At 70.3% G+C, this 20,538-nt stretch carries 25 protein-coding genes and 1 pseudogene; 6 read left to right on the top strand and 20 right to left on the bottom strand.

Features of this window, described 5'->3' with window-relative positions; genetic code table 11:
• Nucleotides 1-7: 7 nt before the first annotated feature.
• The 11 genes from ABT294_RS09770 to ABT294_RS09815 are packed head-to-tail and all read right to left on the bottom strand — an operon-like array spanning nt 8 to nt 7,459.
• The gene (locus ABT294_RS09770) at nt 8-280 is read right to left on the bottom strand and encodes a HypC/HybG/HupF family hydrogenase formation chaperone (RefSeq protein ID WP_350804786.1); all 273 of its coding nucleotides are present in this window, start codon (nt 278-280) and stop codon (nt 8-10) included.
• The gene (locus tag ABT294_RS09775; RefSeq protein ID WP_350804787.1) at nt 258-623 is read right to left on the bottom strand and encodes a hydrogenase maturation nickel metallochaperone HypA; all 366 of its coding nucleotides are present in this window, start codon (nt 621-623) and stop codon (nt 258-260) included. Before ABT294_RS09775 ends, ABT294_RS09770 begins: the two co-directional genes overlap by 23 nt.
• Nucleotides 624-628: 5 nt before the next feature.
• A complete protein-coding gene (locus ABT294_RS50825; RefSeq protein ID WP_502911999.1) occupies nt 629-736 on the bottom strand; it encodes a DUF6893 family small protein in 108 nt (35 codons plus the stop codon).
• Between the two features lie 11 nt (nt 737-747).
• Nucleotides 748-1,563, bottom strand: coding sequence for a hydrogenase maturation protease (locus ABT294_RS09780; RefSeq protein ID WP_350804788.1), 816 nt, complete (start codon nt 1,561-1,563; stop codon nt 748-750).
• Complete coding sequence (locus ABT294_RS09785; RefSeq protein WP_350804790.1) at nt 1,560-2,561, bottom strand: hypothetical protein; 1,002 nt, start codon at nt 2,559-2,561, stop codon at nt 1,560-1,562. The genes ABT294_RS09780 and ABT294_RS09785 overlap by 4 nt, the downstream gene beginning before the upstream one ends.
• Nucleotides 2,561-3,214 (bottom strand): DUF6084 family protein, encoded by a 654-nt coding sequence (locus tag ABT294_RS09790; RefSeq protein WP_350804791.1) that lies wholly within the window; start codon nt 3,212-3,214, stop codon nt 2,561-2,563. Before ABT294_RS09790 ends, ABT294_RS09785 begins: the two co-directional genes overlap by 1 nt.
• 11 nt (nt 3,215-3,225) lie before the next feature.
• Nucleotides 3,226-3,444, bottom strand: a complete 219-nt coding sequence (locus tag ABT294_RS09795) for a hypothetical protein (RefSeq protein WP_350804792.1) — start codon at nt 3,442-3,444, stop codon at nt 3,226-3,228.
• Nucleotides 3,441-4,133, bottom strand: coding sequence for a DUF5947 family protein (locus ABT294_RS09800; protein WP_350804794.1), 693 nt, complete (start codon nt 4,131-4,133; stop codon nt 3,441-3,443). The genes ABT294_RS09795 and ABT294_RS09800 overlap by 4 nt, the downstream gene beginning before the upstream one ends.
• Nucleotides 4,130-4,582: a NifU-related iron-sulfur-binding protein gene (locus ABT294_RS09805; protein WP_350804795.1), complete on the bottom strand. Its 453-nt coding sequence runs from the start codon at nt 4,580-4,582 to the stop codon at nt 4,130-4,132. The genes ABT294_RS09800 and ABT294_RS09805 overlap by 4 nt, the downstream gene beginning before the upstream one ends.
• Nucleotides 4,583-4,590: 8 nt before the next feature.
• Nucleotides 4,591-6,396: a nickel-dependent hydrogenase large subunit gene (locus ABT294_RS09810; protein WP_350804796.1), complete on the bottom strand. Its 1,806-nt coding sequence runs from the start codon at nt 6,394-6,396 to the stop codon at nt 4,591-4,593.
• A 16-nt stretch (nt 6,397-6,412) separates the two neighbouring features.
• The gene (locus tag ABT294_RS09815) at nt 6,413-7,459 is read right to left on the bottom strand and encodes an NADH-quinone oxidoreductase subunit B family protein (RefSeq protein WP_350804798.1); all 1,047 of its coding nucleotides are present in this window, start codon (nt 7,457-7,459) and stop codon (nt 6,413-6,415) included.
• A gap of 110 nt (nt 7,460-7,569) precedes the next feature.
• Here ABT294_RS09815 and ABT294_RS09820 point away from each other — a divergent pair, with 110 nt between their 5' ends.
• Both ABT294_RS09820 and ABT294_RS09825 read left to right on the top strand, forming a co-directional pair.
• On the top strand, nt 7,570-8,082 hold the full coding sequence (locus ABT294_RS09820; protein ID WP_350804799.1) for a hypothetical protein: 513 nt from the start codon (nt 7,570-7,572) through the stop codon (nt 8,080-8,082).
• A 132-nt stretch (nt 8,083-8,214) separates the two neighbouring features.
• Nucleotides 8,215-8,979 carry a hypothetical protein gene (locus ABT294_RS09825; protein WP_350804800.1) on the top strand — a complete coding sequence of 255 codons (765 nt, stop codon included), beginning with the start codon at nt 8,215-8,217 and terminating at the stop codon, nt 8,977-8,979.
• A 55-nt stretch (nt 8,980-9,034) separates the two neighbouring features.
• Here ABT294_RS09825 and ABT294_RS09830 read toward each other — a convergent pair whose 3' ends face one another.
• Both ABT294_RS09830 and ABT294_RS09835 read right to left on the bottom strand, forming a co-directional pair.
• Nucleotides 9,035-9,448 (bottom strand): type II toxin-antitoxin system VapC family toxin, encoded by a 414-nt coding sequence (locus ABT294_RS09830; RefSeq protein ID WP_350804801.1) that lies wholly within the window; start codon nt 9,446-9,448, stop codon nt 9,035-9,037.
• Nucleotides 9,445-9,669: a FitA-like ribbon-helix-helix domain-containing protein gene (locus ABT294_RS09835; protein WP_350804802.1), complete on the bottom strand. Its 225-nt coding sequence runs from the start codon at nt 9,667-9,669 to the stop codon at nt 9,445-9,447. Before ABT294_RS09835 ends, ABT294_RS09830 begins: the two co-directional genes overlap by 4 nt.
• A gap of 57 nt (nt 9,670-9,726) precedes the next feature.
• Between ABT294_RS09835 and ABT294_RS09840 the strand changes: the two genes are divergently transcribed.
• Both ABT294_RS09840 and ABT294_RS09845 read left to right on the top strand, forming a co-directional pair.
• Entirely contained in the window at nt 9,727-9,852 is a 126-nt protein-coding gene (locus tag ABT294_RS09840) for a hypothetical protein (RefSeq protein WP_350804803.1), read from the top strand.
• Nucleotides 9,853-9,892: 40 nt separating this feature from the next.
• Nucleotides 9,893-10,111, top strand: coding sequence for a hypothetical protein (locus ABT294_RS09845; protein ID WP_350804805.1), 219 nt, complete (start codon nt 9,893-9,895; stop codon nt 10,109-10,111).
• Here the strand turns inward: ABT294_RS09845 and ABT294_RS09850 are convergent.
• The 4 genes from ABT294_RS09850 to ABT294_RS09865 all read right to left on the bottom strand — a co-directional run bounded on the left by ABT294_RS09850 (nt 10,090) and on the right by ABT294_RS09865 (nt 17,091).
• The gene (locus ABT294_RS09850; RefSeq protein ID WP_350804806.1) at nt 10,090-11,298 is read right to left on the bottom strand and encodes a Cmx/CmrA family chloramphenicol efflux MFS transporter; all 1,209 of its coding nucleotides are present in this window, start codon (nt 11,296-11,298) and stop codon (nt 10,090-10,092) included. The genes ABT294_RS09845 and ABT294_RS09850 overlap by 22 nt on opposite strands.
• 75 nt (nt 11,299-11,373) lie before the next feature.
• Nucleotides 11,374-11,946: a TetR/AcrR family transcriptional regulator gene (locus ABT294_RS09855; RefSeq protein WP_350804808.1), complete on the bottom strand. Its 573-nt coding sequence runs from the start codon at nt 11,944-11,946 to the stop codon at nt 11,374-11,376.
• A 78-nt stretch (nt 11,947-12,024) separates the two neighbouring features.
• Nucleotides 12,025-15,528 (bottom strand): S8 family serine peptidase, encoded by a 3,504-nt coding sequence (locus tag ABT294_RS09860; RefSeq protein ID WP_350804809.1) that lies wholly within the window; start codon nt 15,526-15,528, stop codon nt 12,025-12,027.
• A 561-nt stretch (nt 15,529-16,089) separates the two neighbouring features.
• Entirely contained in the window at nt 16,090-17,091 is a 1,002-nt protein-coding gene (locus tag ABT294_RS09865) for an esterase-like activity of phytase family protein (protein WP_350804810.1), read from the bottom strand.
• A gap of 173 nt (nt 17,092-17,264) precedes the next feature.
• Between ABT294_RS09865 and ABT294_RS09870 the strand changes: the two are divergent.
• Nucleotides 17,265-17,444 (top strand): annotated as a pseudogene (locus ABT294_RS09870) (FG-GAP repeat protein); the annotation flags it as partial.
• Nucleotides 17,445-17,607: 163 nt separating this feature from the next.
• The gene (locus ABT294_RS09875; protein ID WP_350804811.1) at nt 17,608-18,132 is read left to right on the top strand and encodes a DUF3995 domain-containing protein; all 525 of its coding nucleotides are present in this window, start codon (nt 17,608-17,610) and stop codon (nt 18,130-18,132) included.
• Here the strand turns inward: ABT294_RS09875 and ABT294_RS09880 are convergent.
• Genes ABT294_RS09880 through ABT294_RS09890 form a run of 3 tightly spaced genes read right to left on the bottom strand, consistent with a single transcriptional unit; the run spans nt 18,129 to nt 20,466 of the window.
• Nucleotides 18,129-18,533: a DnaJ family domain-containing protein gene (locus tag ABT294_RS09880; RefSeq protein WP_350804812.1), complete on the bottom strand. Its 405-nt coding sequence runs from the start codon at nt 18,531-18,533 to the stop codon at nt 18,129-18,131. The genes ABT294_RS09875 and ABT294_RS09880 overlap by 4 nt on opposite strands.
• 10 nt (nt 18,534-18,543) lie before the next feature.
• A complete protein-coding gene (gene folP / locus ABT294_RS09885) occupies nt 18,544-19,452 on the bottom strand; it encodes a dihydropteroate synthase (protein WP_350804813.1) in 909 nt (302 codons plus the stop codon).
• Between the two features lie 54 nt (nt 19,453-19,506).
• Nucleotides 19,507-20,466: a phosphotransferase gene (locus ABT294_RS09890; protein WP_350804814.1), complete on the bottom strand. Its 960-nt coding sequence runs from the start codon at nt 20,464-20,466 to the stop codon at nt 19,507-19,509.
• Nucleotides 20,467-20,538 lie beyond the last annotated feature (72 nt).

Here is a 20,538-nt window from a genome sequence, read left to right on the forward strand (position 1 = left end):
GCCCTCCTCATGTGATGTCCGATTCGCGCAGCGCGTCCAGCTCGTCCGCGTACGGCTGCCCGAGCCCTTCGAGATAGTCCAGGACGGCCTGCGCCTCGGAGTCGGAGATCTTCGACAGCGCGAACCCCACGTGCACCAGCACCCAGTCGCCGACGCTCAGGTCCTCGTCGGCGAGCAGGCCCACGTTGATCCGGCGGCGCACCCCGCTGACGTCCACCATGGCCAGGTCGGGGTGGTCGTCGACGACGCCGACCAGCTCACCCGGGATGCCGAGACACATCGCGTCCCTCCTCCGCGAACAGGACGGACTCCAGGACCAGCTCGTCGCCGCCGGTGACGTGCACGTCCGCGCTGTCGCAGTCCGGGCAGGCGGCCAGCACGTCCAGCGACTCGGACGTGCCGCCGCAGCCCCGGCAGTCGACCTGGACCGGCGTGATGACCAGGTCCACCACCGCGTCCTGCACGGGGGTGCCCTCGGCCGCGAGCGTGAACGCCTGCCCGAAGGCCTCGCCCACCACCGCGTGCCTGGCTCCGACGCGCACCCGCGCGCCCGCGATCCGCCTGCCGCCCGCCTGCTGCTGAATCAGCTCGACGAGCCCCTCGCACATCCCGATCTCGTGCATGCCGCCTACATCCGTTCCATCCGCAGGTACCGGTGAATCTCAGGCCACTGGTGGACCAGAACCGCCACCAGCCCGCAGACCAGGAGCAGTTGCACCATCCGTGACTTCGTCATGCCAGGTCACCTCATTCGTCAGCCAGATCGCGGCAGCCCGGTCCGGCGCTTTCCGCAATCATGTCCATAACCAGGGACTTCACCAGGCTCGTCGCCTGGTCGAGCGCGGCCCGCACGGGCTCGCTCAGCTCGAACAGCGCCTCCCCGACCGACGCCGGTTCGCAGCACACCACCCGCACCAGGCCGGGAACCCGCCCAAGTTCCGCCGCCAGGCGCAGCACCCTGACCGGGTCCATGCCGTGCGTCTCCACGGGCGTGACGCCGCTGTCCGGCAGCTCGGGGTCGAGCACGGTGAGCGTGCCGGGAGGCTCGCCGCGCGGGGCGGCGTCCACGAAGACCACCGCGTCGTAGTCGCGTTGCAGCGCGTAGGCCAGGTCCATGCCGCGGATGCCGAAGTCGACGACGTCCACGCCGGGAGCCGTGCCCTGCTCGGCGAGGCGGCGGGCGACCTCGACGCCGAAACCGTCGTCGCCCAGGAAGATGTTGCCGATCCCGGCGACCAGGACCCGGAAGCCCGGCGCGCGGGCCGCCTGCTCCGCGAGCGGTTCGATCTCCTCGGCCGAGTAGAAGAACCGGTGGCCGGGCAGTCTGGCCTCGCCCAGGTCGCGCCCCGGGTCGTCGTCGAGCGTGACCGCGAAGTGGAAGGCGCCCTCGTCGTCCTGCTCGATCGCCTCGACCACCGCCACCCGGCCGTCGAGGACAAGGTCGAAGATGTCGGCCTGGCTCTTCGGCCGCAGCCGCACCCGGCTGCCCTCGCCGATCGGCACTCCGGCCACGACCACCTCGGCAGGGCCGCGCGCGGCCATCCGCGTCCAGAAGTCGGTCATGCCAGCGGCCTGATCTCGCGCATGACGCCGTGCAGCCGCATGAGCTCCTCCGGGGTGAGCGAGGCGCACCGGTCGAGGATCTCGCACGCCCGCGGGTCGCCGTCGCGGATCTCCTCCCGCTCCCGGTCGCTGAGCGCGAGCACGGACAGCGTGAGGAGCTGGTCGATCTCCGTGGCGTCGTACAGGTCGCCGGAGCTCTCCGGGGCGATCCGCGGGTAGTCGTAGAGGATGATCGGCGCGGACAGCATCGTGTGCCGCTCGCCCTCCTCGCCGATCAGCACCGGCCAGGTGCCGACGTTGTCGCAGCCCTCCGCGAGCGCCCGCAGCTCCTCCGGCGGGTCCATGAGGGAGACGAACCGGCCGCCCTGGGTGCGCAGCACGCTGTGCGCGGAGCAGAACGTGCGCTTCAGCGCGTCCGCGCGGGAGCCGCCGTACCAGGGCGTCGTGTTGACCAGCTCGACGGTGAGGCGGTAGACGCCCTGCAGCATCCGCTCGGCGCGCGCCTCGACGTGGCCGCTCAGCGCCTGCCAGCCGCGCAGCACCGCCCCGGCCTGCCCGTCCGCGCCGGTCAGCCACTCGACTTCCTGCTCCGCCCGGACGTCGATCTCCATCCTGGACGGGCTCTGCAGCAGCTCGGCCAGGTCGAGGCCCGACACGGCCACCTCCCGCTCCCTGGCCTCCTCCCTGGGCAGGTAGCGGGTGCCGTCGAGGGTCAGCTCGGGGACGGGCTCCAGCTCGCCGCCGTGCGAGCGGGCCACGTCGCGGGCGACGACGTGCAGGAAGCGCACGTGGACGTCCACGGTGTCGCCCGGCTCCGCCTCGACCAGGCACTGGGTGCGCACCAGCCACGGGTTGCCGCCGTGCGTCCTGCCGTACTCCTCCGGGTGGACGCCGCCGATCGTCCAGCGTTGCTGGTTCTTCAGCGCCGACTGCCGGTAGGGCCACAGCAGGTAGCCCTCGTACAGCACGGCCCGCGCGATCTGCCGGACCTGATCCATTACGCTCGGCCTCCACCCGTTTCCAGCAGTGACCGCACCACGTCGTCCCAGCCGACGAGGGTGTGGCGCACCTTGTACGCGTACAGCCGGTCGAACGCGTCGCGGCCCAGCCGCACCCAGGCGCTCTCCGGGAAGTAGCGGTCCATCAGGTCCTTCCAGACGCGGACCGGCATGTCGTAGTCCGCCTCGGTGTCCCAGGGGAGGTGGGCGGCCTGGAGCCGGCCCTCCTCCAGGTAGAAGGCGGTGCCGGTGAACAGGAGCTCCAGCGGGATGTCGCCGTCCTCCAGCACGTGGAAGTACTTGGCGGCGGCCACCTCGAAGTCGTACGTGCAGGCGACCGCGACGGGCGCGAGCGTGCTTCCGGTGAATCCGGGCACCTGGGTGACGGTCTGCGTCCACAGCAGGCTCGACAGGTTGCGTCCCCAGTCCTCCGGCGGACCGAACAGCTCGGCGAGCCGCCCCTGGGCGCGCTCGTCGTAGGCGCGGCGCGGGGCCGCGATGCGGATCTGCGTGTTGAGCGTGAGCGAGCGGACCTCCGGCCCGCCGGTGTTGTCGATCCGCAGCTTGAAGTGCAGGGTCGGCACCGCCGCGGACGCGGCAGGCTCGACGCCTTCGACCGTGATCCGCAGTTCCGGTGTTCGGCTGGTTGGCATCGGGGCGCGGCTCAGGCGGGCGAGAGGTTGGGCATGTCGGGGTCGATGGGGTCGTGCGCCTTGGCGTTGATGCCGGTCGAGCGTTTGGCCGTGGACCGGTCGTCGGGCAGGTGGCCGGCCTGCTTCTCGTAGTTGCCGGACGCGTTGCCCTCCGCGACACCCTTGACGTGGGAGGGGGCGTCGGGGCGCACGTCCCGCCTGCCGGTCCTGATGGTCTTGTCCTTGGTCATGCCGGGTTCCTGTCGTCGGTCGCGGAGACGGTTTTGGACCGTTCGCCGAGATTTGCGAAGAACTGAGTGATCTGTTCGCGGACGTCCGGGCCGCCTGTCAGGCCCTTCCAGTACGTGCGCAGCAGGCCGACCAGCGCGTAGCAGTCGTCCACAGGGACGAGCCAGGCGTCGCCCCCGCGGTCCACCAGCAGGGCTTCGACATCGGACGCCAACCGCCCGAGCACCGGGTTGGCACGTTCCAAACAGGCCCAGGCGTCCTCGTCGCAGGGAGCCGCGACAGCGCCCTGCGGGCTCGGGTAGAACACCACCGTCCGCTCCGCCCCCGAGTCGCGGACCAGGAACGCCACCTGGACCGGAATGCGCAGCCTCGCCCAGGTCACGTCGTCCAGCGAGAAGTCCCGCAGCCGCAGGCGACGGTCGGGCACCAGGCGGTACTGCGTGCCGCCCGCCGACGCGTGGTCGAACAGCACGCAGCAGGCGCGGCAGGCGCAGCGCAGCTCGCGCAGCGTCAGGTCCAGCAGATGGCGGTGCGTGCCGGGCACGGGTTCACCGCACAGGTCGCACCGCTCGGACTCCTGCCCTTCCTCGTGCCCTGCCTCGCGCCGGTCCGGGTGCTGCCGCGCCTCGCGGTTGCGCGCGACGAGCTCGCGCAGGCGGCCGGCGCCGACCACCCCGATCGGGCCGGTCACGTCCTCCCCGCCCTGACGGTCAGGCTCTCCACGGGGATCACCACCGGCGGCGGCCCGGCCTCCTCGAACTCGACGCGCTCGATCTCCGGGGCGGCGTCGCGTACCGCACTCTCCAGGGCCGCCTGCGCCGCCACGGCCGAGGAACGGCAGCCGGACGGCCGCAGGCGCAGCAGCACCAGGCCGTCCTCGACCGTCACCACGTCCGCCTGGCCGGCGGGCACCGCGGCCTCCACCCTGGTCCGGGTGTCGAGCGGGTGCAGGCCGTGCAGCAGCAGCAGGGCGGCGACCAGCTCGTCGCCGGCCAGCTCGGCCGCCACCGTGTCGCCGACGGCCGCCACCACCCGCGACAGCCCCTCGCCGTAGAGGTCGAGCAGCGCCCGCGCCAGCTCGACGGCGGCCGGGTCCGCGTCGTCCAGCAGGGTCTCGACCCTGCCGATCAGCTCCTTCATCGCCGGCCCTAACCCGAGAAGCTCGTGCCGAGCGTCGGCGAGTGCACCTGCTGGAGCACCTTGCCACCGCCGAGGTACATGTGGACGCCGCACGGCAGGCACGGGTCGAAGCTGCGGACCGTCCGCATGATGTCGATGCCCTTGAACGAGTCGGCCCCGTTCTCCTCGAAGATGGGCATGCCCTGGACGGCGTCCTCGTACGGGCCCGGCGTGCCGTACATGTCGCGCGGGCTGGCGTTCCAGGGCGTGGGCGGGTACGGATGGTAGTTGGCGATCTTGCCGTCACGGATCACCATGTGGTGCGAGAGCACCCCGCGCACCGCCTCGTGGAAGCCGCAGCCGATCGCGTCGTCCGGCACCTCGAAGTCGGTGAACACCTTCGTCCGCCCGGCCCTCACCTCGGCCATCGCCTGGTCGAGGAAGGAGAAGGCCATCGCCGCCGCGTAGGCGACGAAGTAGATGCGGGCGCGGTTGCGCTCGATCGTGTTGGACCAGCGCGGAATCTTCCACTCGAAGCTCATCTCCGGGTACGCCGCGCTCTTCGGCAGGTTGATCTGCACGCCGCTGCCGGTGGCCCGCACCCCGCCGGTGTCGACGAGCCCGGCGAGCGCGGTCGCCCAGAGCCTGGCCAGCGGGCCGCCTCCGGTGTCGAGCGCCAGGTGGTCGCCGGTGCGCGCGTCGTGCCAGCGGGGGCTCATGACCCAGCTGTAGTTGCCGCCGTCCAGGTCGCGCTTCTGCGGCTTGGGCAGCGTCGTCTGGTTCCACGGGTGCCGCTTGTCGACCGGGTTGCCGAGCGGGTCGTGGGTGACGAATGTCTCCTCGTTCGTCCAGTCGTCGTAGTACGAGCTGCCCAGCATGATCCGGATGCCGAGGTTGATGTCGACCAGGTTCGTCGTCACCAGCTCGCCGTCGACGACGATGCCGGGCGTGACGAACATCTCGCGCCCCCACTCGTTCATGTGCCGGTAGTCGTAGTCGACCACGTTCGGGTCCTGGAACGAGCCCCAGCAGCCCAGCATCACCCGCCGGCGGCCGACCTCCTCGTAGCCGGGCAGCGCCTCGTAGAAGAAGTCGAAGAGGTCGTCGTTCATCGGGACGGCCTTCTTCACGAAGTCGAGCACCTTCAGCAGCCTGGCCAGGTAGTCGGTGAACACCTGCGGCGTCGCCACCGTCCCCACGCCGCCCGGATAGAGCGTGGACGGGTGCACGTGCCGCCCCTCCATCAGGCAGCACATCTCGCGGGTGATCCGGCTCACCTGGAGCGCCTCGCGGTACATGTCACCCGTGAACGGGTTGAAGGCCCGCATGATGTCGGCGATCGTCCGGTAGCCGTGGATGCGGCCTCTCGGCGCCTCGGCGGTCTCCGCCCGGCGCAGCAGGGTCGGGTTGGTCTCCTTGACCATCTGCTCGCAGTAGTCGACGAAGACCAGGTTGTCCTGGAAGAGCGTGTGGTCGAACATGTACTCGGCGGCCTCGCCGAGGTTCACGATCCAGTCGGCCAGCGGCGGCGGTTTGACGCCGTACGCCATGTTCTGCGCGTAGACCGAGCAGGCCGCGTGGTTGTCACCGCAGATGCCGCAGATCCGGCTGGTGATGAAGTGCGCGTCGCGCGGGTCCTTGCCCTTCATGAACACGCTGTAGCCGCGGAACAGCGACGAGGTGCTCTTGCACTCGACGACCTCGCGGTTCTTGAAATCGATCTTCGTGTAGATGCCCAGGTTGCCGATGATCCGGGTGATCGGGTCCCAGGACATCTCGACCAGCGCGCGGGGCTCCCCCACCTGCTGCTCGGCCCCCGCGGTTCGGGTTGTCACCTCGACGTTCCCCCTCTTAGCGATTGCCCCAGCGGGGGTCGTACCCGCTCGTGAGCTTGCGGCGGTTGTGACGCCACTTCGGTTCCTTGTTCGCCGCGTGGTTGGTGATGGAGCGCAGCCCGCGGATCAGAGTCCCGTAACCGCCGGCGAGCGTGGCCGACAGCGAACTGCCCGGCGGCTGGTCCATGAACGGCATGAACTTGTCCGGGAAGCCGGGCATGGTGCAGCCGATGCAGATGCCGCCCACGTTGGGGCAGCCGCCGATGCCGTCCATCCAGCCGCGCTTGGTGACGTTGCAGTTGACCACCGGGCCCCAGCAACCGACGCGCACCAGGCACTTGGGGGAGTTGTAGTCCTGGGCGAAGTCGCCCTGCTCGTAGTAGCCGGCCCGGTCGCAGCCCTCGTGCACGGTCTTGCCGAACAACCACGTCGGACGGAACATGTCGTCCAGCGGGATCATCGGCGCCGCGCCGGCCGCCTGGTACAGCAGCCAGGTCAGGGTCTCCATGAAGTTGTCCGGCTGGACGGGACAGCCCGGCACGTTCACGATGGGCATGCCGCCGGCCGAGCGGAAGTCGCGGCCGAGATAGTCGGTGAGCCCCATGCAGCCGGTGGGGTTGCCCGCCATGGCGTGGATGCCGCCGTAGGCGGCGCAGGTGCCGATCGCGACGACGGCCCACGCCTTGGGCGCGAGCCGGTCGATCCACTGGTTGACCGTGATGGGCTCGCCGGTCGCCGGGTCGTTGCCCATGGACGTCCAGTAGCCGTCGCCGTTGATCCGCTCGTTCGGGATCGAGCCCTCCACCACGAAGATGAACGGGCCCAACTCGTCTCTGTCGGCCTGGTGAAAGGCGGCCATGAACTCGTCGCCCACCTCCTTGGCCAGCACCTTGTTGTGCAGGTGCACCTTCGGCAGGCCGGGCACGTACCCGAGCAGGACGTCCTCCAGGCTCGGCAGCGTGGCGGCCGTGACCGAGACGGTGTCGCCGTCGCAGCTCATGCCTTCGGACGTCCACAGGATGTGGACCTCGTCCAGAGCGACTGGCTTCTTGGCAGCTTTCATGGCCTGAGCCCCCTTCTTGGCCATTTGCAGAGATTGAGGCCCTGTCACGCTAGGTATCTGACCATCACCTCTACGTAACTGACATACCGCGTCGAAGAAGGTTGCAAACCATGACACAGACCCTGCCGACCCGCGCCGAGCCCACCGCGCCCGTCCGGCCCGTCCAACCCACCGAACGCCGCAAACCGCGCAGGTCCATCCTGCGAGCCGCGGCCCGCGGCGCCGTCGGCGCCATGGCCATGTCCGGGCTGCGGCAGTTCACGACCTCGCTGGGAATGGTGGCGAAGGTGCCGCCGGAGGCCGTCCTCGAACGCACGGCTCCAGGCATGTTCCGCCGCATCCCGGTGACGCGGCGGCCGGCCCTGGTCGAGACGGTGCACTGGGGCTACGGCGCGTTCGGAGGCGCGGTGTTCGGCCTGATGCCCCGCGCGGTACGCCGCCACGCCTGGACAGGACCGGCCTACGGCCTGGCATTCTGGGCCCTGTTCGAAACCGCCATCGCACCCACGCTCGGCCTGCCCCGCAGAGAGCACACCACGCCGGAACGGCTGGCGCTGCTGGCCGACCACATCCTGTACGGCATGGTCGTCGCCGCCTCACCCTGGCCCCACCAGGACAAGTGAACCGCGACCCCCTGTCGATCGACACCATGTGTGGAGTGAAACTCCACCCATGGGCGACTTCGAGATCGACGAGAACCGGGTTCCCGGCGAACCCGGCGAGGCGCGTGAAGACGGACCAATACACTGGCGAGCGTGGGGTTCAGCGGCTGGGTGCGGTGCCGATGCCATGAGGAGAAGCTGAGCGTACCGGCGCCGGTACCGGTACGCATCGACGACCAAGACGAGATCGTCGCGGTCCACGAGGGAGATCGGGCGCGGCTGCGGAACTGGCAGCGGGACGCGTGCCCGCACCCGGACATGGCGATCGCCGAACTCAGCTGTGCCAACTGGGAGCTCTGGCAGATCACCGCAGCCGTGGAAAGCTTCGGCGACGCCTTCCCCGTCCTCCTGGAGAACGTCCCGCGATGGCATGGCTCGTGGTGGCTGACGCCCGAGGAAGCCCGCCGCGCCCTGGCCGAGCTGGAAGATCTCGCCGAACGGCTGGGGCCCATCGCCGTGGATCGCCTGGTCGTCCCGGGGCGGGCGCTGCCGTACTACTGGTACCACCAGACGCGCCGCGGCAACGAGCGCGCCTCGCTCTACGCCTGCCCGCCCGCACGAGCGGGGCTCACCGGGCGGGGGACGTTCGGCGTCTGGGACGGCGACGACACGGATCCGCGGTTCGAGGCGGCTCACGTGGCCCAGCGGCAGGAGGGCGGCGGCTGGGCGCTCATCGACCGCGAGACCGGTGCCCGTCACACGCTCGACTCCCCGGTGCTGATCGAGGACGATCCGCCGGAGGAGTTCGACGTCGTCACGCTGGAACTCCTGGCCCAGGAGTGGTACCCGGCCTTCCCGCAGGTACATGACCTGTTCAGGGCGTCCGTGGCCACCGGGCACCACGTCCACTGGGGCTGACACAGCCACCGAGTGGTCGGCGGCCGGGACGCCGGCACCCGCATCGCGGAAAGATCTATGGCAGTGGGGGAGGGTAGCGGTGGATCTCCGCCCGGTGCCCGGTCGAGCCGGCGAACTCGGCGTCGTCGGTAAGCAGCGGCACTCCCAGCAACTCGGCGAGGACCACGTACATGCCGTCGTAGGCGGTGAGGTGGTCGCGCAGTTCCAGCACGCGCGACTGCAGCGGGAGCATGGAATGTCGGACGATCTTGAGCTGGGCGTAGCGCTCCAGCATGATCCGGGCCCGCGCCTCGGAGATACGCACCTCCGGCTTGCTGGTGATCACATGCCCGCGCACCACCGAGGCGATCTCCACATCGATCAGCGCCGGGGCGTGCACCTTACGGGCCAGCCTCTGACGGAGAAGGTCGTCGCCTTTGACGTTGGCCAACAGGCGGAAAACGATCGAGGCGTCGACGACCAAACTCACCGACGGCCCTCGCGCATCGTCTCGCGGACGAAGTCGGGGTCGTACGGCACCGGCTCGTCAGCGGCGATCTTGGCCATCACCTCGTCCAGCGTCGGCGTGGACGCCTCCTCGTTCAGCAGGTCACGCACGTATGCCGTCAGCGACTTGCCCTCACGCTCGGCCCGTGCCTTCAGCGTCGACTCGGTCTCATCAGGAACATCCCGAATCTGAATGGTTCCCATGCCAGCACTTTAGCATGCAACCTGCATGCATACAGATGCCTGCTCAAGTCGTCGTCTTTGATCGAAACCAGTTCCGACGCCGTCGACGTCATACTGAAGTGGCTTGCCGAGCAGTACGAGCAGGTGGCGGACGTGTTCCCGCATCCACCGCGCGTCGACCCGGACGAGCGGCCGGCCCGATGACCGCCATGCCGCGCGGCGGGCCTCGGGAAGGAGGCCCAGCGTGAGGTGGGAGCCGTTCGAGCGACTGGGCGAACGTCTCCGCGTCACCGAGACCAGCTGCTGCGGCGAGTACGAGTGGGTCTGCCAGGGCGGCCAGTATCTCGTCCTCCGCCACGGCGAGCGCGGTTACGAGGAGGCGGGACGCGGCACGTACCGGCAGGCTCGCGACCTCTGGGACGAGCTCGTCCACCGCCACGATCACTGCGGAACCGCGTCGTGACGCCGTTCGACCTGCTCCAGCCGCTCACCCACGGCCGGGGGCCGGCGGTGCAGGGCGGCCGCCAGTGCCACGGTGCCGAGCGCGACCACGCCGAGCCCCGCGCCGATCCACGCCACGGACGGATAGCCGAAGCCCGCCCCGATCGCCAGCCCGCCGAGCCACGGGGCCACCGTGATGCCGACGTTGAAGGCCGAGACGTTGGTCCCGGCGGCGAGCGTGGGCGCGGCGCCGGCGAGGGCGAACACGCGGGTGTTCAGCGCGGGGTTGACGGCGAAGCCGAACAGGCCCATCAGGAACACCAGCGGGAGGGCCAGCACGGGGACGTCCGCCAGGAGGGCCAGCGCGACCGAGACGAGCACGACACCCACGACGCCGGTGTAGAGGGTGCCGAACGGGCGGGCGTCGGCGGTGCGCCCGCCGATGGTGATGCCGATGAGCGAGCCCACGCCGTAGAGGGCCAGCACCGCGGGCACCCAGCCGGCCGCGAGGCCGGTGGTGTCGGTGAGCAGCGGGGTGAGGTAGCTGAACGTGACCAGCACGGCGCCGGTGGACGTCGCGGTGGTGCCGTACGCGAGCCAGAGCCGGGGGTTGGCCATGGCGCGCACCTCGTCGCGCAGGCGGGGGGCTTGCACGGCGTCCGCCTGCCGGCCGGGGATGGTCGCGAACACGCCCGCCATCGCGAGCGCCGACATCGCCGCCACCACCCAGAAGGCCGCCCGCCAGCCGAGGTGCTGCCCGATGAGCGTGCCCGCGGGGAGGCCGATGATGGTGGCCACGGTGAGCCCGCCGGTGACGACGCTCATCGCCCGGCCCCGGGTGTCGGGGCGGGCCAGGCCGAGCGCGGTGACCGTGGCGACCGCCCAGAAACCGGCGTACACGAACGCGCCGACGACCCTGGTGGCGAACAGCAGGCCGTAGCCGGGCGTGAGCGCCCCGGCCACGTGTGACAGGACGAAGACGGCGAGGAACACCAGCAACGTGGTCCGCCGTGGCCAGCGGGACGTGATGACGGCGAGCACGGGGGCGCCCACCAGCATGCCGATCGCGAACGCGGAGATCAGCAGGCCCGCGTCGGGGATGGAGACGTCCAGGTCGGCGGCCAGTTCGGGGAGCAGCCCCGCCAGCATCAGTTCGGAGGTCCCCTGGGCGAAGATCGCCAGCCCCAGGATGTAGACGGCCAACGGCATCGGCGGGTCTCCTCAATTTTAGATCGATCAGTACAAAACATGGGCGGACAAAAGCAGGGATACGAGGACGCGAGCCTAGAGAGCGGCGAGGGCGGTGGTGGCGATCTGTTCGAGGGTGGCTCGGGTGGCGCCGCCGCGCGCCGCCACCTGCATGCCGCCGATGACGGCGATGACGAACTGCGCCAGGGCCTCGGGGTCGCGGTCCGCGCCGATCTCACCGTCACGCCTGGCCGACGTCAGGGCCGCGACGAGCGCGTCCTTGCGCCGGTCGAGGTTGCGGGCGAGCTGGTCGGCGATCTCGGGGTCGCGGGGGCCGAGCTCGACGGTCGCGTTGACCACCAGGCAGCCGATCGGGTCTCCGGCCTCGGTGTCCATGACCCGCCACAGCAGGGCCCGGATCTTCTCCCGCACCGGAAGGGGCCCCTCCAGCAGGGCGATGATGGGCGCGGTGCGGTCGGACATGTAGCGGCGCAGCGCCTTCTCGAACAGGTCGTGCTTGCTCTTGAAGGTGTTGTAGATGCTGCTCCGGCCCAGGCCGGTCGCCTCGCACAGGTCCTGGGTCGAGGTGGCCTCGTAGCCCGCGTCCCAGAACGCGCGCATGGCCGCCTCGACCGCTCGGTCCTCGTCGAACATCCTCGGTCGTGCCACGTCAGACACCGTAACACGTTTTGGACTGATCGACACAATACGGCTCGCCCCACCCGGCGGGCGGGGCGAGCCTGAGCGTTACGGCGCCGTCCTGTCAGGACGCTCCGAGACGCGGATCGCGTTGACGATGGTCTGCCCCTGCCGGGTGGCGAACCGGACGTTGAGCTGACCGTCGGTGACCTTCACCGTGTACTGCCTGCTGACGGCCGTGTACGTGCCGGCCTCCAGCGCCAGGTCCAGCGCCGGGATCGCCAACTGCCCCTCCACCAGGACGTCGAAGACCCGCTTGCCCATCGCCGTCGACCTGGTGTCGGCGAAGCCCAGCTCCACGGTGTACGTCCCGGCCGGGACGTTGTCGAAGCGGTACTCCAGCATGCCCTCGCGGGCCGTCCTGAACAGAGCCTGGTCGTCGGTGCCGTTGATCGGCCTGGACGTGCTGTGCGTCCGGTTCTGGTCGGCCACGTACCCGTGCAGGCCCTGGGCGTACTTCCTGTCGGCCGTCCAGGTGTCACCGGCGCTGTCCACCAAGCTCTTGCTGCCGCCCGCGTCCAGCGCCACCTGGTACTTGGGCACCGCGACCGTCACCTTGACCTCGATGACCGGCTGCCGTCCGCTGGCCGACCTGATGAGCAGCTTGCCGGAGCGCAGCCCGCCCAGCTGAACCCCGGCGCTGGAGACGGTCACCTTCAGCGTCGCCGACTGGCCCTTGGCCAGGTCACCGGAGGTGGGGGTGACCCCGATCCACGAGTCCGCCGGGTCGGCGGCGACCGTGTACGCCGTGGGCGAGCCCAGGTTGGTCAGCTCCAGTGTGCGCGTCCGGCTGGACTCGGCCGGCAGCACCACGGTCAGCTCGGCCACCGACGCGCTCACCCGGCCGGTGACCAGCGCGGTGTCGATCCTGATCGGCGTCGCGGGGCTGACCGTGACGGCCTTGGTGAACGTCCCGTAGTTCTCCTTGGACACCGTCACCTCGTAGTCGCCCGCCAGCACCTGGCCGTAGAACGTGCCGTCGTCGCCGGTGGTGTACGTGGCCACGTCGCCCACCTTCACCGTCGCGCCCGCCAGCGGCTTGCCGTCGTTGGCGTCGGTGACCGCGCCGGTCACCAGGCCGTGCCTGCTCGCGGTGACCGTCAGGCTCTGCCCGTTGGTCAGGGCCGCCTCCTCGTAGGAGTACAGCAGCGCGTCGGTGCCGGCCGCGTTCTCGATGCCGATCGTGGCGCTGGCGCCCTGGTCGCGCTGGCTCTCGATGTCCTTGTAGCGGAAGCCGATCGCGCCGTCCTCGCCCAGCAGGGCCGCGAACGAGACCCGCTGGTCGGCCTGGGAGTAGAAGCTGACGTTGCGCCACTCCACCACGAACTGCCGGTGCGGGGACGTCCCGACCACGCCCGTGTAGACCCCGGCGTCGGCGTCCACCTTCAGGTCGTCCCAGTACGGGTAGACGGCGTTGTTGGGCGTGCCCGTGGTGGGCAGCCTGCCGTTGCCGCCGGACGTGATCTTGTCGGCGGCGAACGTGATGAAGCCGTTGGTGCCGATCCACGCCTTGCTCTGGCCCGCACCGTAGAACGGGACCTGGAACGGCAGCGTCACCTGCTGCGCCTCGTCGTCGCCTGTGAGCGCCAGCTTGTCGGTGCCCGCGACGTACGCCTCCGCGCCGCTGCGGCAGGTGTAGCCGAAGGTGTCGCTGCGCAGCGGCAGCTCCACGTCCTTGACCAGGTCCCCGGCCACCGTGACCGGCACCGTGGCGCCGCTGGAGCAGCGGGAGACGGGGGTGACCTTGAACTGGTACGTGCCGTTCGGCAGCGTCAGCCGGTACTGGCCCGCCGCGTCGGTGACCGCGCGCACCGGCGTGCCGACCGCCTCCACCGTGGCGTTGGGCTCGGGCGTGCCCGCCGTGGTGACCGTGCCGGACACCGCACCCGACGCCCGCTGGGTCAGCGAGACGTCCGCCGTGGCGCGCTGGTCGGCCGTGACCGTCGCCGTCGCCGTGCCGCTGTCGTAGCCGAACTTCTCGGCGCTGACCTGGTAGTCGCCCGGCAGCAGGCGCGGGACGGCGTACGTGCCGTCCTGGCCGGTGACGACCGTGCGGGTGAGCGGCCCGCTGATGGTGACCGTGGCGCCGGACAGCGGCGCTCCCCCAGCGGTGACCGTCCCGCCGAGCTCGCCGACGCCCTCGTGCGGCGCGGCCCGGACGGCGGCCAGCGCGTCCAGGCGACCCTCTCCCCAGACGTTGTTGTCGGCGGCGGTGCCTCCGCAACTCGTGTCGTTGACGTCCACGGCCGTGCTGTCGAGCAGCGGACGGGTGGCGGCCACGTCGCCCTGCAGGCGCGGCGCGGCCGACCAGATCAGCGCCACCGTGGCGGCCACGTGCGGCGAGGCCATCGAGGTGCCGGTGTAGCTGTCGTAGGAGTTGCCCGGCACCGACGAGCGGACGTTCACGGCAGGGGCCGCGATGTTCGGCTTGATCTCGCCGTTCTCGCCCTCGCCCTTGCTGGAGCGCGCGTAGACCGCGTTGTTGATGTCGAAGCCGCCCGCGCTGTAGCTGTTCACGTACTGGCCGGGCGAGCTGCTGGTGCGGCAGGCGGGGCCCTCGTTGCCGTTGGCGAAGGCGGGGAAGATCCCGGCCGCGACCCAGGCGTCGACCGTCTCCTTGTACCAGGGGTTGAACCCGGGGCCGCCCCAGGAGTTGTTGACGATGTCCGGGGCCAGGTCGGGGCGCGGGTTGGCGCCGGTCAGGTCCGTGGGGGCGAGCACCCACTGGCCCGCCTTCAGCAGGGACTCGTCCGTGCAGGTGTTGACCTCGCAGCCCTTGGCCGCGATCCACTTGACGCCCGGCGCGACGCCGATGCCGTTGGCTCCGGCGATGGTCCCCATGACGTGCGTGCCGTGGCCGAGGTTGTCGCACGGCGCGGGGCTCGGGCAGACCCTGGCCGGGTCGTACCAGTTGTAGTTGTGGTTGAGCGTGCCGTCAGGGTTCCTGCCCCGGTAGCTCGCGGCGAGTTCCGGGTGGTCGAACTGGGCGCCGGAGTCGATGGTGGCGACGACGACGCCCTCGCCCCGGTCGCCGAACTCGCTCCACACGTTCGGGGCCTTGATCCGGTCGACGTTCCACTCGACGGCGTTGACCCTGGCCTCGGCCTTGCCCGGCACCGGCTTCGGCAGCGAGACGGTGGTCACGGGGTCGATCCTGTCGACCTCGGGCAGCTTGGCGATCTCGGCTGCCAGCTTGGCGTCGGCCGTGACCCTGACCGCGTTGACGATCCAGTACGAGGTGAAGTCGGCGTGCTGCGACTCCAGCAGCTTGCGCAGGCCCGCCTGGGAGGTCGTGGCCCGCTCGGTCTTGGCCTCGAAGACCCGCTTGGCCTTCTCGTCCTTGGTGGTGGCGCGGCGGGCGGCGGTCAGGTCGGCCGTGCCCTTGAGACGTACCCAGAAGGTGGCCTTGTCGTCGCCGGCCAGATCGGCCTGGACGGACTGGCTGATCTTGTCGGGCTCTGGCGCCGCCTGGGCCACACCGACGGGTAAGACGAGGGTGACGGCGGCGACGACCCCGAGCAGGATCGCACGCCAGTGGGGGGTGTTCGGCACACGCTCTCCTTCACACGGTGAGCTGATCTTTACGCCTATGGGGAGAAGGGTGAAGAGATCGGGTGCCCTTGGCAAGAGTCTTCGACTAACAAAACTTGACCTGTCATGAAATGTGATCTGGTCATAACAAATGTCGCTCAGAACCCGCGAAACGCGTACGGAACACACCTGGAACGTCGAACCGGCCGACCGGCCGGTGACCACGATGAGGACCCCGGCGGGGATGTCGACGGAGTTGTCCTTGAGGTTGTGCAGGGTGAGGTTCCTGACGGGATCGCAGCCCGCATCGGTGCCAACATCTCCCGCAGCGCGTCCGGCCGCCGGTCGAGCGGCTGCCGGAGCAGGCCGGCCATGGCCGAGAACCTATCGGCTCGCGGGAAGCCCGGTTGAGCCGGGTGGTTCTTCGGGATGTCGAGGGAGACGTCCTTGAGTTTGTTCTCCCGGGCTCCGATCACCCGGATGCTGCCGCTCATGCCCGTTCCTCCTGTGACCGCCTCTTCACAGGGGACGTAGAAGCGACGGCCCGGATCTCGACATCCCGCCGCGAAGAATCTGACGAATTCAGCAGCCTCGGGCGCCGAAGGCCAGGAACTGTGTCATCTCACTGGCGTCGAAGTTGTCGTCGGAGCCGACCACGAGCGTGCATTCGCCGGTGGCCAGGCGCGGCCCCCAGGCCAACGCCTCCAGGTTCTGCGTCGGCGGACGGAACGAGCCGAAGTCGTACACCAGCCGCTTGGACACGGCCTGGTACGGGTCACCACTCGCCAGGCTGGCCCGGTCGAGGACGTTCGTGGCCCCCTTCAGGTCGATCTCGTACAGCTTGACCCGATAGCCGACGCCCTCGATCCAGGAACGTTCCAACGCCAGGTAGCGCTGCCCGTCGATGGGCAGGATCTCGGACACCCCGCTGTCACTCTGGCCGGTGGGCGGGACGGGCTTCGCGGGCAGCGGGTCGATCGGGTAGGCGTACTGCCCGAGCACCCGCCCGTCGCGGCTCCACACGGTGAGCCTGGTCGGAGCCCCGTGATCGGCGGTGGGTGGGGCGCCGTCCTCGTAACGAGGCCCCTCCAGCATGGCGGCGAACCTGTGCCGCGTGACGGCGAGCCCTTCGAGCCCGAAGTTCCGGCGCGGGCCGCTGGCGGTGGAGGTGAGCTTCAGGTTGTCGGGCAACTCCAGCTCACCGAGGTGCCGCCCGTGCGTGTCGACCTTCCTGACGAACAGGTCGGAGACCGGGATGGTGGGATTGTTCTCGTCGGGCCTGTCGCCCTCGTGCGCCCACAGCAGCCGCCGACTCCACTGGTCGAAGCGGATCGACTCGGGATCGGCCGAATGGGGCTTGCCGTAGCCGGGGTACGGGGTGCCGTCGGGCTGCAGGAGCGTGTGGACCCCCGTGAGCTTCACGCCCGTGAACGTGCCCATCGCCGGGTCGAAGTGGAGTTGCCCGGTGTAGAAGCGGGCGGCGTTGTAGCGCCACCGGTCGTCGGAGATGAAGTACCAGGTGCCGGTGCGCGGGTCGCGGTCGATGCCGGACAGCCCGCCGACCGTGGTGCCCTCGAATTCCATTTTGTACGGAATGCGCTGCTCGCCGAGAAACCGCGTTATCCGTACGTGCCGCTGAGGCGTTTCCGCCACTGCTGGTACCGCATGAACGGCCCCAAAGCCGATCGCCACCACAAAAGCGGCAACAATTCGACTAACCCCCCGCGAATTGACCATCCGGTCCTCCTGTTTCCCCGATGACATTCACCGGAGAACATGAGACCGCACATCCAAGCCCATGTCCAAGCAGCTCACGACCGTTTCATTCACGGCCGGCCAATTTGTCGGCGATTCTCGCTCCTGGCGAAAGCCACCCTCTCGCGATGGCCGACCTCACCGGCGACGGCAGGGCCGACCTGGTGATCGGTGCGACATCTGGCGAGCGTGGCCCGGGCCGCGCCGTCCGCCCTGGACACAGCCGGAGCCATACGCCTGACGCCCAGGCCCGCGCTGGGCGCACGAGCGGGCGCGTGCGGCGAGCGCTCCGGTTCCCCTTCGTGGGGGAGGCGCTGCCCGTCGGCTGCCTGGAAGCCTGGGAGCATGCGTGCTGGAACCCGCGCGGGATACGCGACCTGGGCCTGGGTCCTCGTTTTCATCGCCTTTCACGTCTACTGGTACCTGGGCGGACGCTTCGGCCATCCCGGCCCGCTGCCCGAGGTCTCCTTCGACGTCTTCGGGGTGGTGGTCACCGCGATGTTCGTCGTCGGCGCGGTGATCCCGCTGGCGGCCGTGCAGTCGTGGGGCCGCGCGATCCCCCGCCGGCTGCTGGTCGCGGCCCTGTGGACGGGCTGCGCCGTCCTCACCCTGCGCGGCCTGACAGGCATCCTGGACGACGTCCTGCGAACCACGGGCCTGGGGCCGGACGGCCTCACCGGCCTGACCATCGAGCAGGTCACCGGCACGGCCCATCCCGGGCCCGACATCATCTGGTCCGGACGGGCCACCGACGCCTGTTTCACGCTCGGCGGCCTCCTCTTCGCCCTCACCGCCCAAGCCACCAGAGCCGCCAGAGCCCCTGAGTCACCCGAGGCACAAGAACGCCGGGCGGCGCACGCCCGGCGCTAACGGGCGTGCCGCTGCCTCCACTCGGACACGATCTCCTCCACGTCATACGGCATCAGGTTGAGCGGCGGCCCCGGCAGGCCCGTCCTGATCGCCTTGCGGATCCGCTCGTTGATCTCCGACACGATCTCCCGGGCCTCCGCCTCCGTCCGGGCCCCCAGGGCGGCGGCCAGCGCCTCCTCCGCGTCCTTGCGCAGCGCGAGCGTCGGCGGCAGCGGGAACGACAGGCCCTCCTCACGGAGTTTCTGCTTCACCCACCACATGTCGTCGTGCGGCTTGTCCAGGCCGGGGATCGGCTTGCCGGCCCCCGGCAGGTTGTCGAACTCGCCACGCTCCTCGGCTTCGCGGATCTGCCTGTCGATCCACGACTCGAAGTTCACGCCGAGCGGCTTGCGCTCCGTCATGGGGCTCCTCTCAGACCAGGTTGTGCCTCGGTGCGATGGGGTCGCGCCAGCCCAGCAGGGCTTCGGTCATGCGGACGGCCGCCACCGTGCTCGGCACGTCGTGCACCCGCAGGATCCGGGCGCCGAGCAGGATCGCCATCACGTTCGCCGCGATCGTGCCCTCGGTCCGCTCACCCTGCGGACGGTCGAGGGTCTCGCCGATGAAGTCCTTGTTGGACAGGGCGACCAGGGTCGGGTAGCCGAGCGAGGTGATCTCGTCGAGCCGCCTGGTGAGCTCCAGCGAGTGGAAGGTGTTCTTGTTCAGGTCGTGGCCGGGGTCGACGATGATCCGGTCGGCCGCGATGCCGGACCTGAGCGCGAAGTCCACCCGTTCCCGCAGGAAGGCGGCGACCTCGCCCACGACGTCCTGGTAACTGGGACGGAAGACGCGCTTTCCCGGCCCGCCGAGGCTGTGCGTGACCACCACGCCGACACCGGTCTCGGCAGCGACCTCGGCGAGGCCCGGCTCGCGCAGGCCGTTCGTGTCGTTGATCACGTCCGCGCCCGCCTCGATCGCCGCTCTCGCCACGTCCGGACGGTGCGTGTCGACGGAGATCACGGCGTCGGTGACGGCTCTCACCTCGGCGATCACCGGCGCCACCCGGTCGATCTCCTCGCCGACGCTGATGCCGCTCTGTGCCGCGCTGAAGGCGAACCCGCCGATGTCCACCCAGTCGGCGCCGTCGGCCACGGCCTTGCGCGCCGCTTCCACGGCGCTGGTGAGCTGGAAGGTCCGCCCCTGGTCGTGGAAGGAGTTGGGCGTCCTGTTGACGATCGCCATGATCGCCACCTGGCGCTGGAAGTCGAACTCGCGCTGCCCGATGCGCCGGACGGGCGACGCGAACTCGGGGAAGAAAATCGTGTTCGTGCCGTCGCTCACGGGCTCCGGTTCCTCTCGCTGAGAACGCCTGCCACATTCGAGACTACAAGCACGTCAGAGCGCCCGAAGGACCGCCACCCACCGCTCGACGAACCCCATGATCACCGGCAGGACGCGCGCCGCCTCGGCGATCTGCCGAAGCGCCTCGCCGCGCCTCGCCGCCGGGGCGTCGCCGGCGAGGACCATGAGGTTGGCGGCGGGCCATTCCAGCATTCCGCGCAGCAACCCGGCGAACGCCGACGAGTCCAGCTCCCCCACGTCCCCGCCTTGATCCGCGAACGCGCTCACCGCCGCACCGAGCAGGACGGGATCGGGCTCGTCCTCCCCGAGGCTGGCGCACGCGAGCAGGAACGCGAAGTGCACCAGCTCCCACCACGGCACCTCAGGCCCGGCCTGGTCGAAGTCGATCAGCGTGGGTCCGTGGGGGGTGAGGAGGATGTTGCGGTGGTTGATGTCGCGGTGGGAGAGCACGAAGGGAGCACGCGACGCGGCGAGGGCGTCCTGGACGAGCGGCGTGCCGTCGGCGACGGCCGACAGCAGCCGCGCCTTCTCCCGCCTCCCGACGCTCTCCGTCGACAGCCACTCCTCCCACTGCGCCAGCGGGTGCAGCGGGTACCCGCGCCCCTGCCGGACGTCCGCGGGAGGGGCCACGGCGGCCAGCGCGGCGACGGTCCCGCCGAGCCAGGCGGCCAGTTCCCGCCCAGCGGGCAGCTCCGCTCGTGCGCCGTCCACCCACGCGCTCACCCGCAGGTACTCGGTCCCGCCGGGGACCGGCGCCCAGAACCCGGCCGCCTCCTCACCCCCCTCGACAGGACGCGGCACGGCGATCCCCGCGGCGAGCGCGGCCCTCTCCAGGTCACCGGAGTGCCGCATCGCCTCCACTTCCCAGTGCTCGATCGCGTACTGCGCCTTGACCACCCACCACCCGGCCTCGGTACGCAACCTCCACGCGGAGGCCGAGCTGTAGCCGGGGAGTGGCACCGGCGCCGAACGAACCTCACCGAGGTCGAACATCTTCGCCACTAGTTCCGCATTTAACGCCACGCCCCAGTATCGGCCCCTCCTGGGAGTCCTCGCAGTGCCTGT

Origin of the sequence: Nonomuraea sp. NPDC000554 (genome assembly GCF_040300065.1) — a bacterium.
GTDB lineage: Bacteria > Actinomycetota > Actinomycetes > Streptosporangiales > Streptosporangiaceae > Nonomuraea.

Coding starts and splice junctions, on each gene's coding strand:
- ABT294_RS09770 (WP_350804786.1), bottom strand. CDS start 280: ATGTGTCTCGGCATCCCGGGTGAGCTGGTCGGCGTCGTCGACGACCAC.
- ABT294_RS09775 (WP_350804787.1), bottom strand. CDS start 623: ATGCACGAGATCGGGATGTGCGAGGGGCTCGTCGAGCTGATTCAGCAG.
- ABT294_RS50825 (WP_502911999.1), bottom strand. CDS start 736: ATGACGAAGTCACGGATGGTGCAACTGCTCCTGGTCTGCGGGCTGGTG.
- ABT294_RS09780 (WP_350804788.1), bottom strand. CDS start 1,563: ATGACCGACTTCTGGACGCGGATGGCCGCGCGCGGCCCTGCCGAGGTG.
- ABT294_RS09785 (WP_350804790.1), bottom strand. CDS start 2,561: ATGGATCAGGTCCGGCAGATCGCGCGGGCCGTGCTGTACGAGGGCTAC.
- ABT294_RS09790 (WP_350804791.1), bottom strand. CDS start 3,214: ATGCCAACCAGCCGAACACCGGAACTGCGGATCACGGTCGAAGGCGTC.
- ABT294_RS09795 (WP_350804792.1), bottom strand. CDS start 3,444: ATGACCAAGGACAAGACCATCAGGACCGGCAGGCGGGACGTGCGCCCC.
- ABT294_RS09805 (WP_350804795.1), bottom strand. CDS start 4,582: ATGAAGGAGCTGATCGGCAGGGTCGAGACCCTGCTGGACGACGCGGAC.
- ABT294_RS09815 (WP_350804798.1), bottom strand. CDS start 7,459: ATGAAAGCTGCCAAGAAGCCAGTCGCTCTGGACGAGGTCCACATCCTG.
- ABT294_RS09820 (WP_350804799.1), top strand. CDS start 7,570: ATGACACAGACCCTGCCGACCCGCGCCGAGCCCACCGCGCCCGTCCGG.
- ABT294_RS09835 (WP_350804802.1), bottom strand. CDS start 9,669: ATGGGAACCATTCAGATTCGGGATGTTCCTGATGAGACCGAGTCGACG.
- ABT294_RS09850 (WP_350804806.1), bottom strand. CDS start 11,298: ATGCCGTTGGCCGTCTACATCCTGGGGCTGGCGATCTTCGCCCAGGGG.
- ABT294_RS09865 (WP_350804810.1), bottom strand. CDS start 17,091: ATGGAATTCGAGGGCACCACGGTCGGCGGGCTGTCCGGCATCGACCGC.
- ABT294_RS09875 (WP_350804811.1), top strand. CDS start 17,608: ATGCGTGCTGGAACCCGCGCGGGATACGCGACCTGGGCCTGGGTCCTC.
- ABT294_RS09880 (WP_350804812.1), bottom strand. CDS start 18,533: ATGACGGAGCGCAAGCCGCTCGGCGTGAACTTCGAGTCGTGGATCGAC.
- ABT294_RS09890 (WP_350804814.1), bottom strand. CDS start 20,466: ATGTTCGACCTCGGTGAGGTTCGTTCGGCGCCGGTGCCACTCCCCGGC.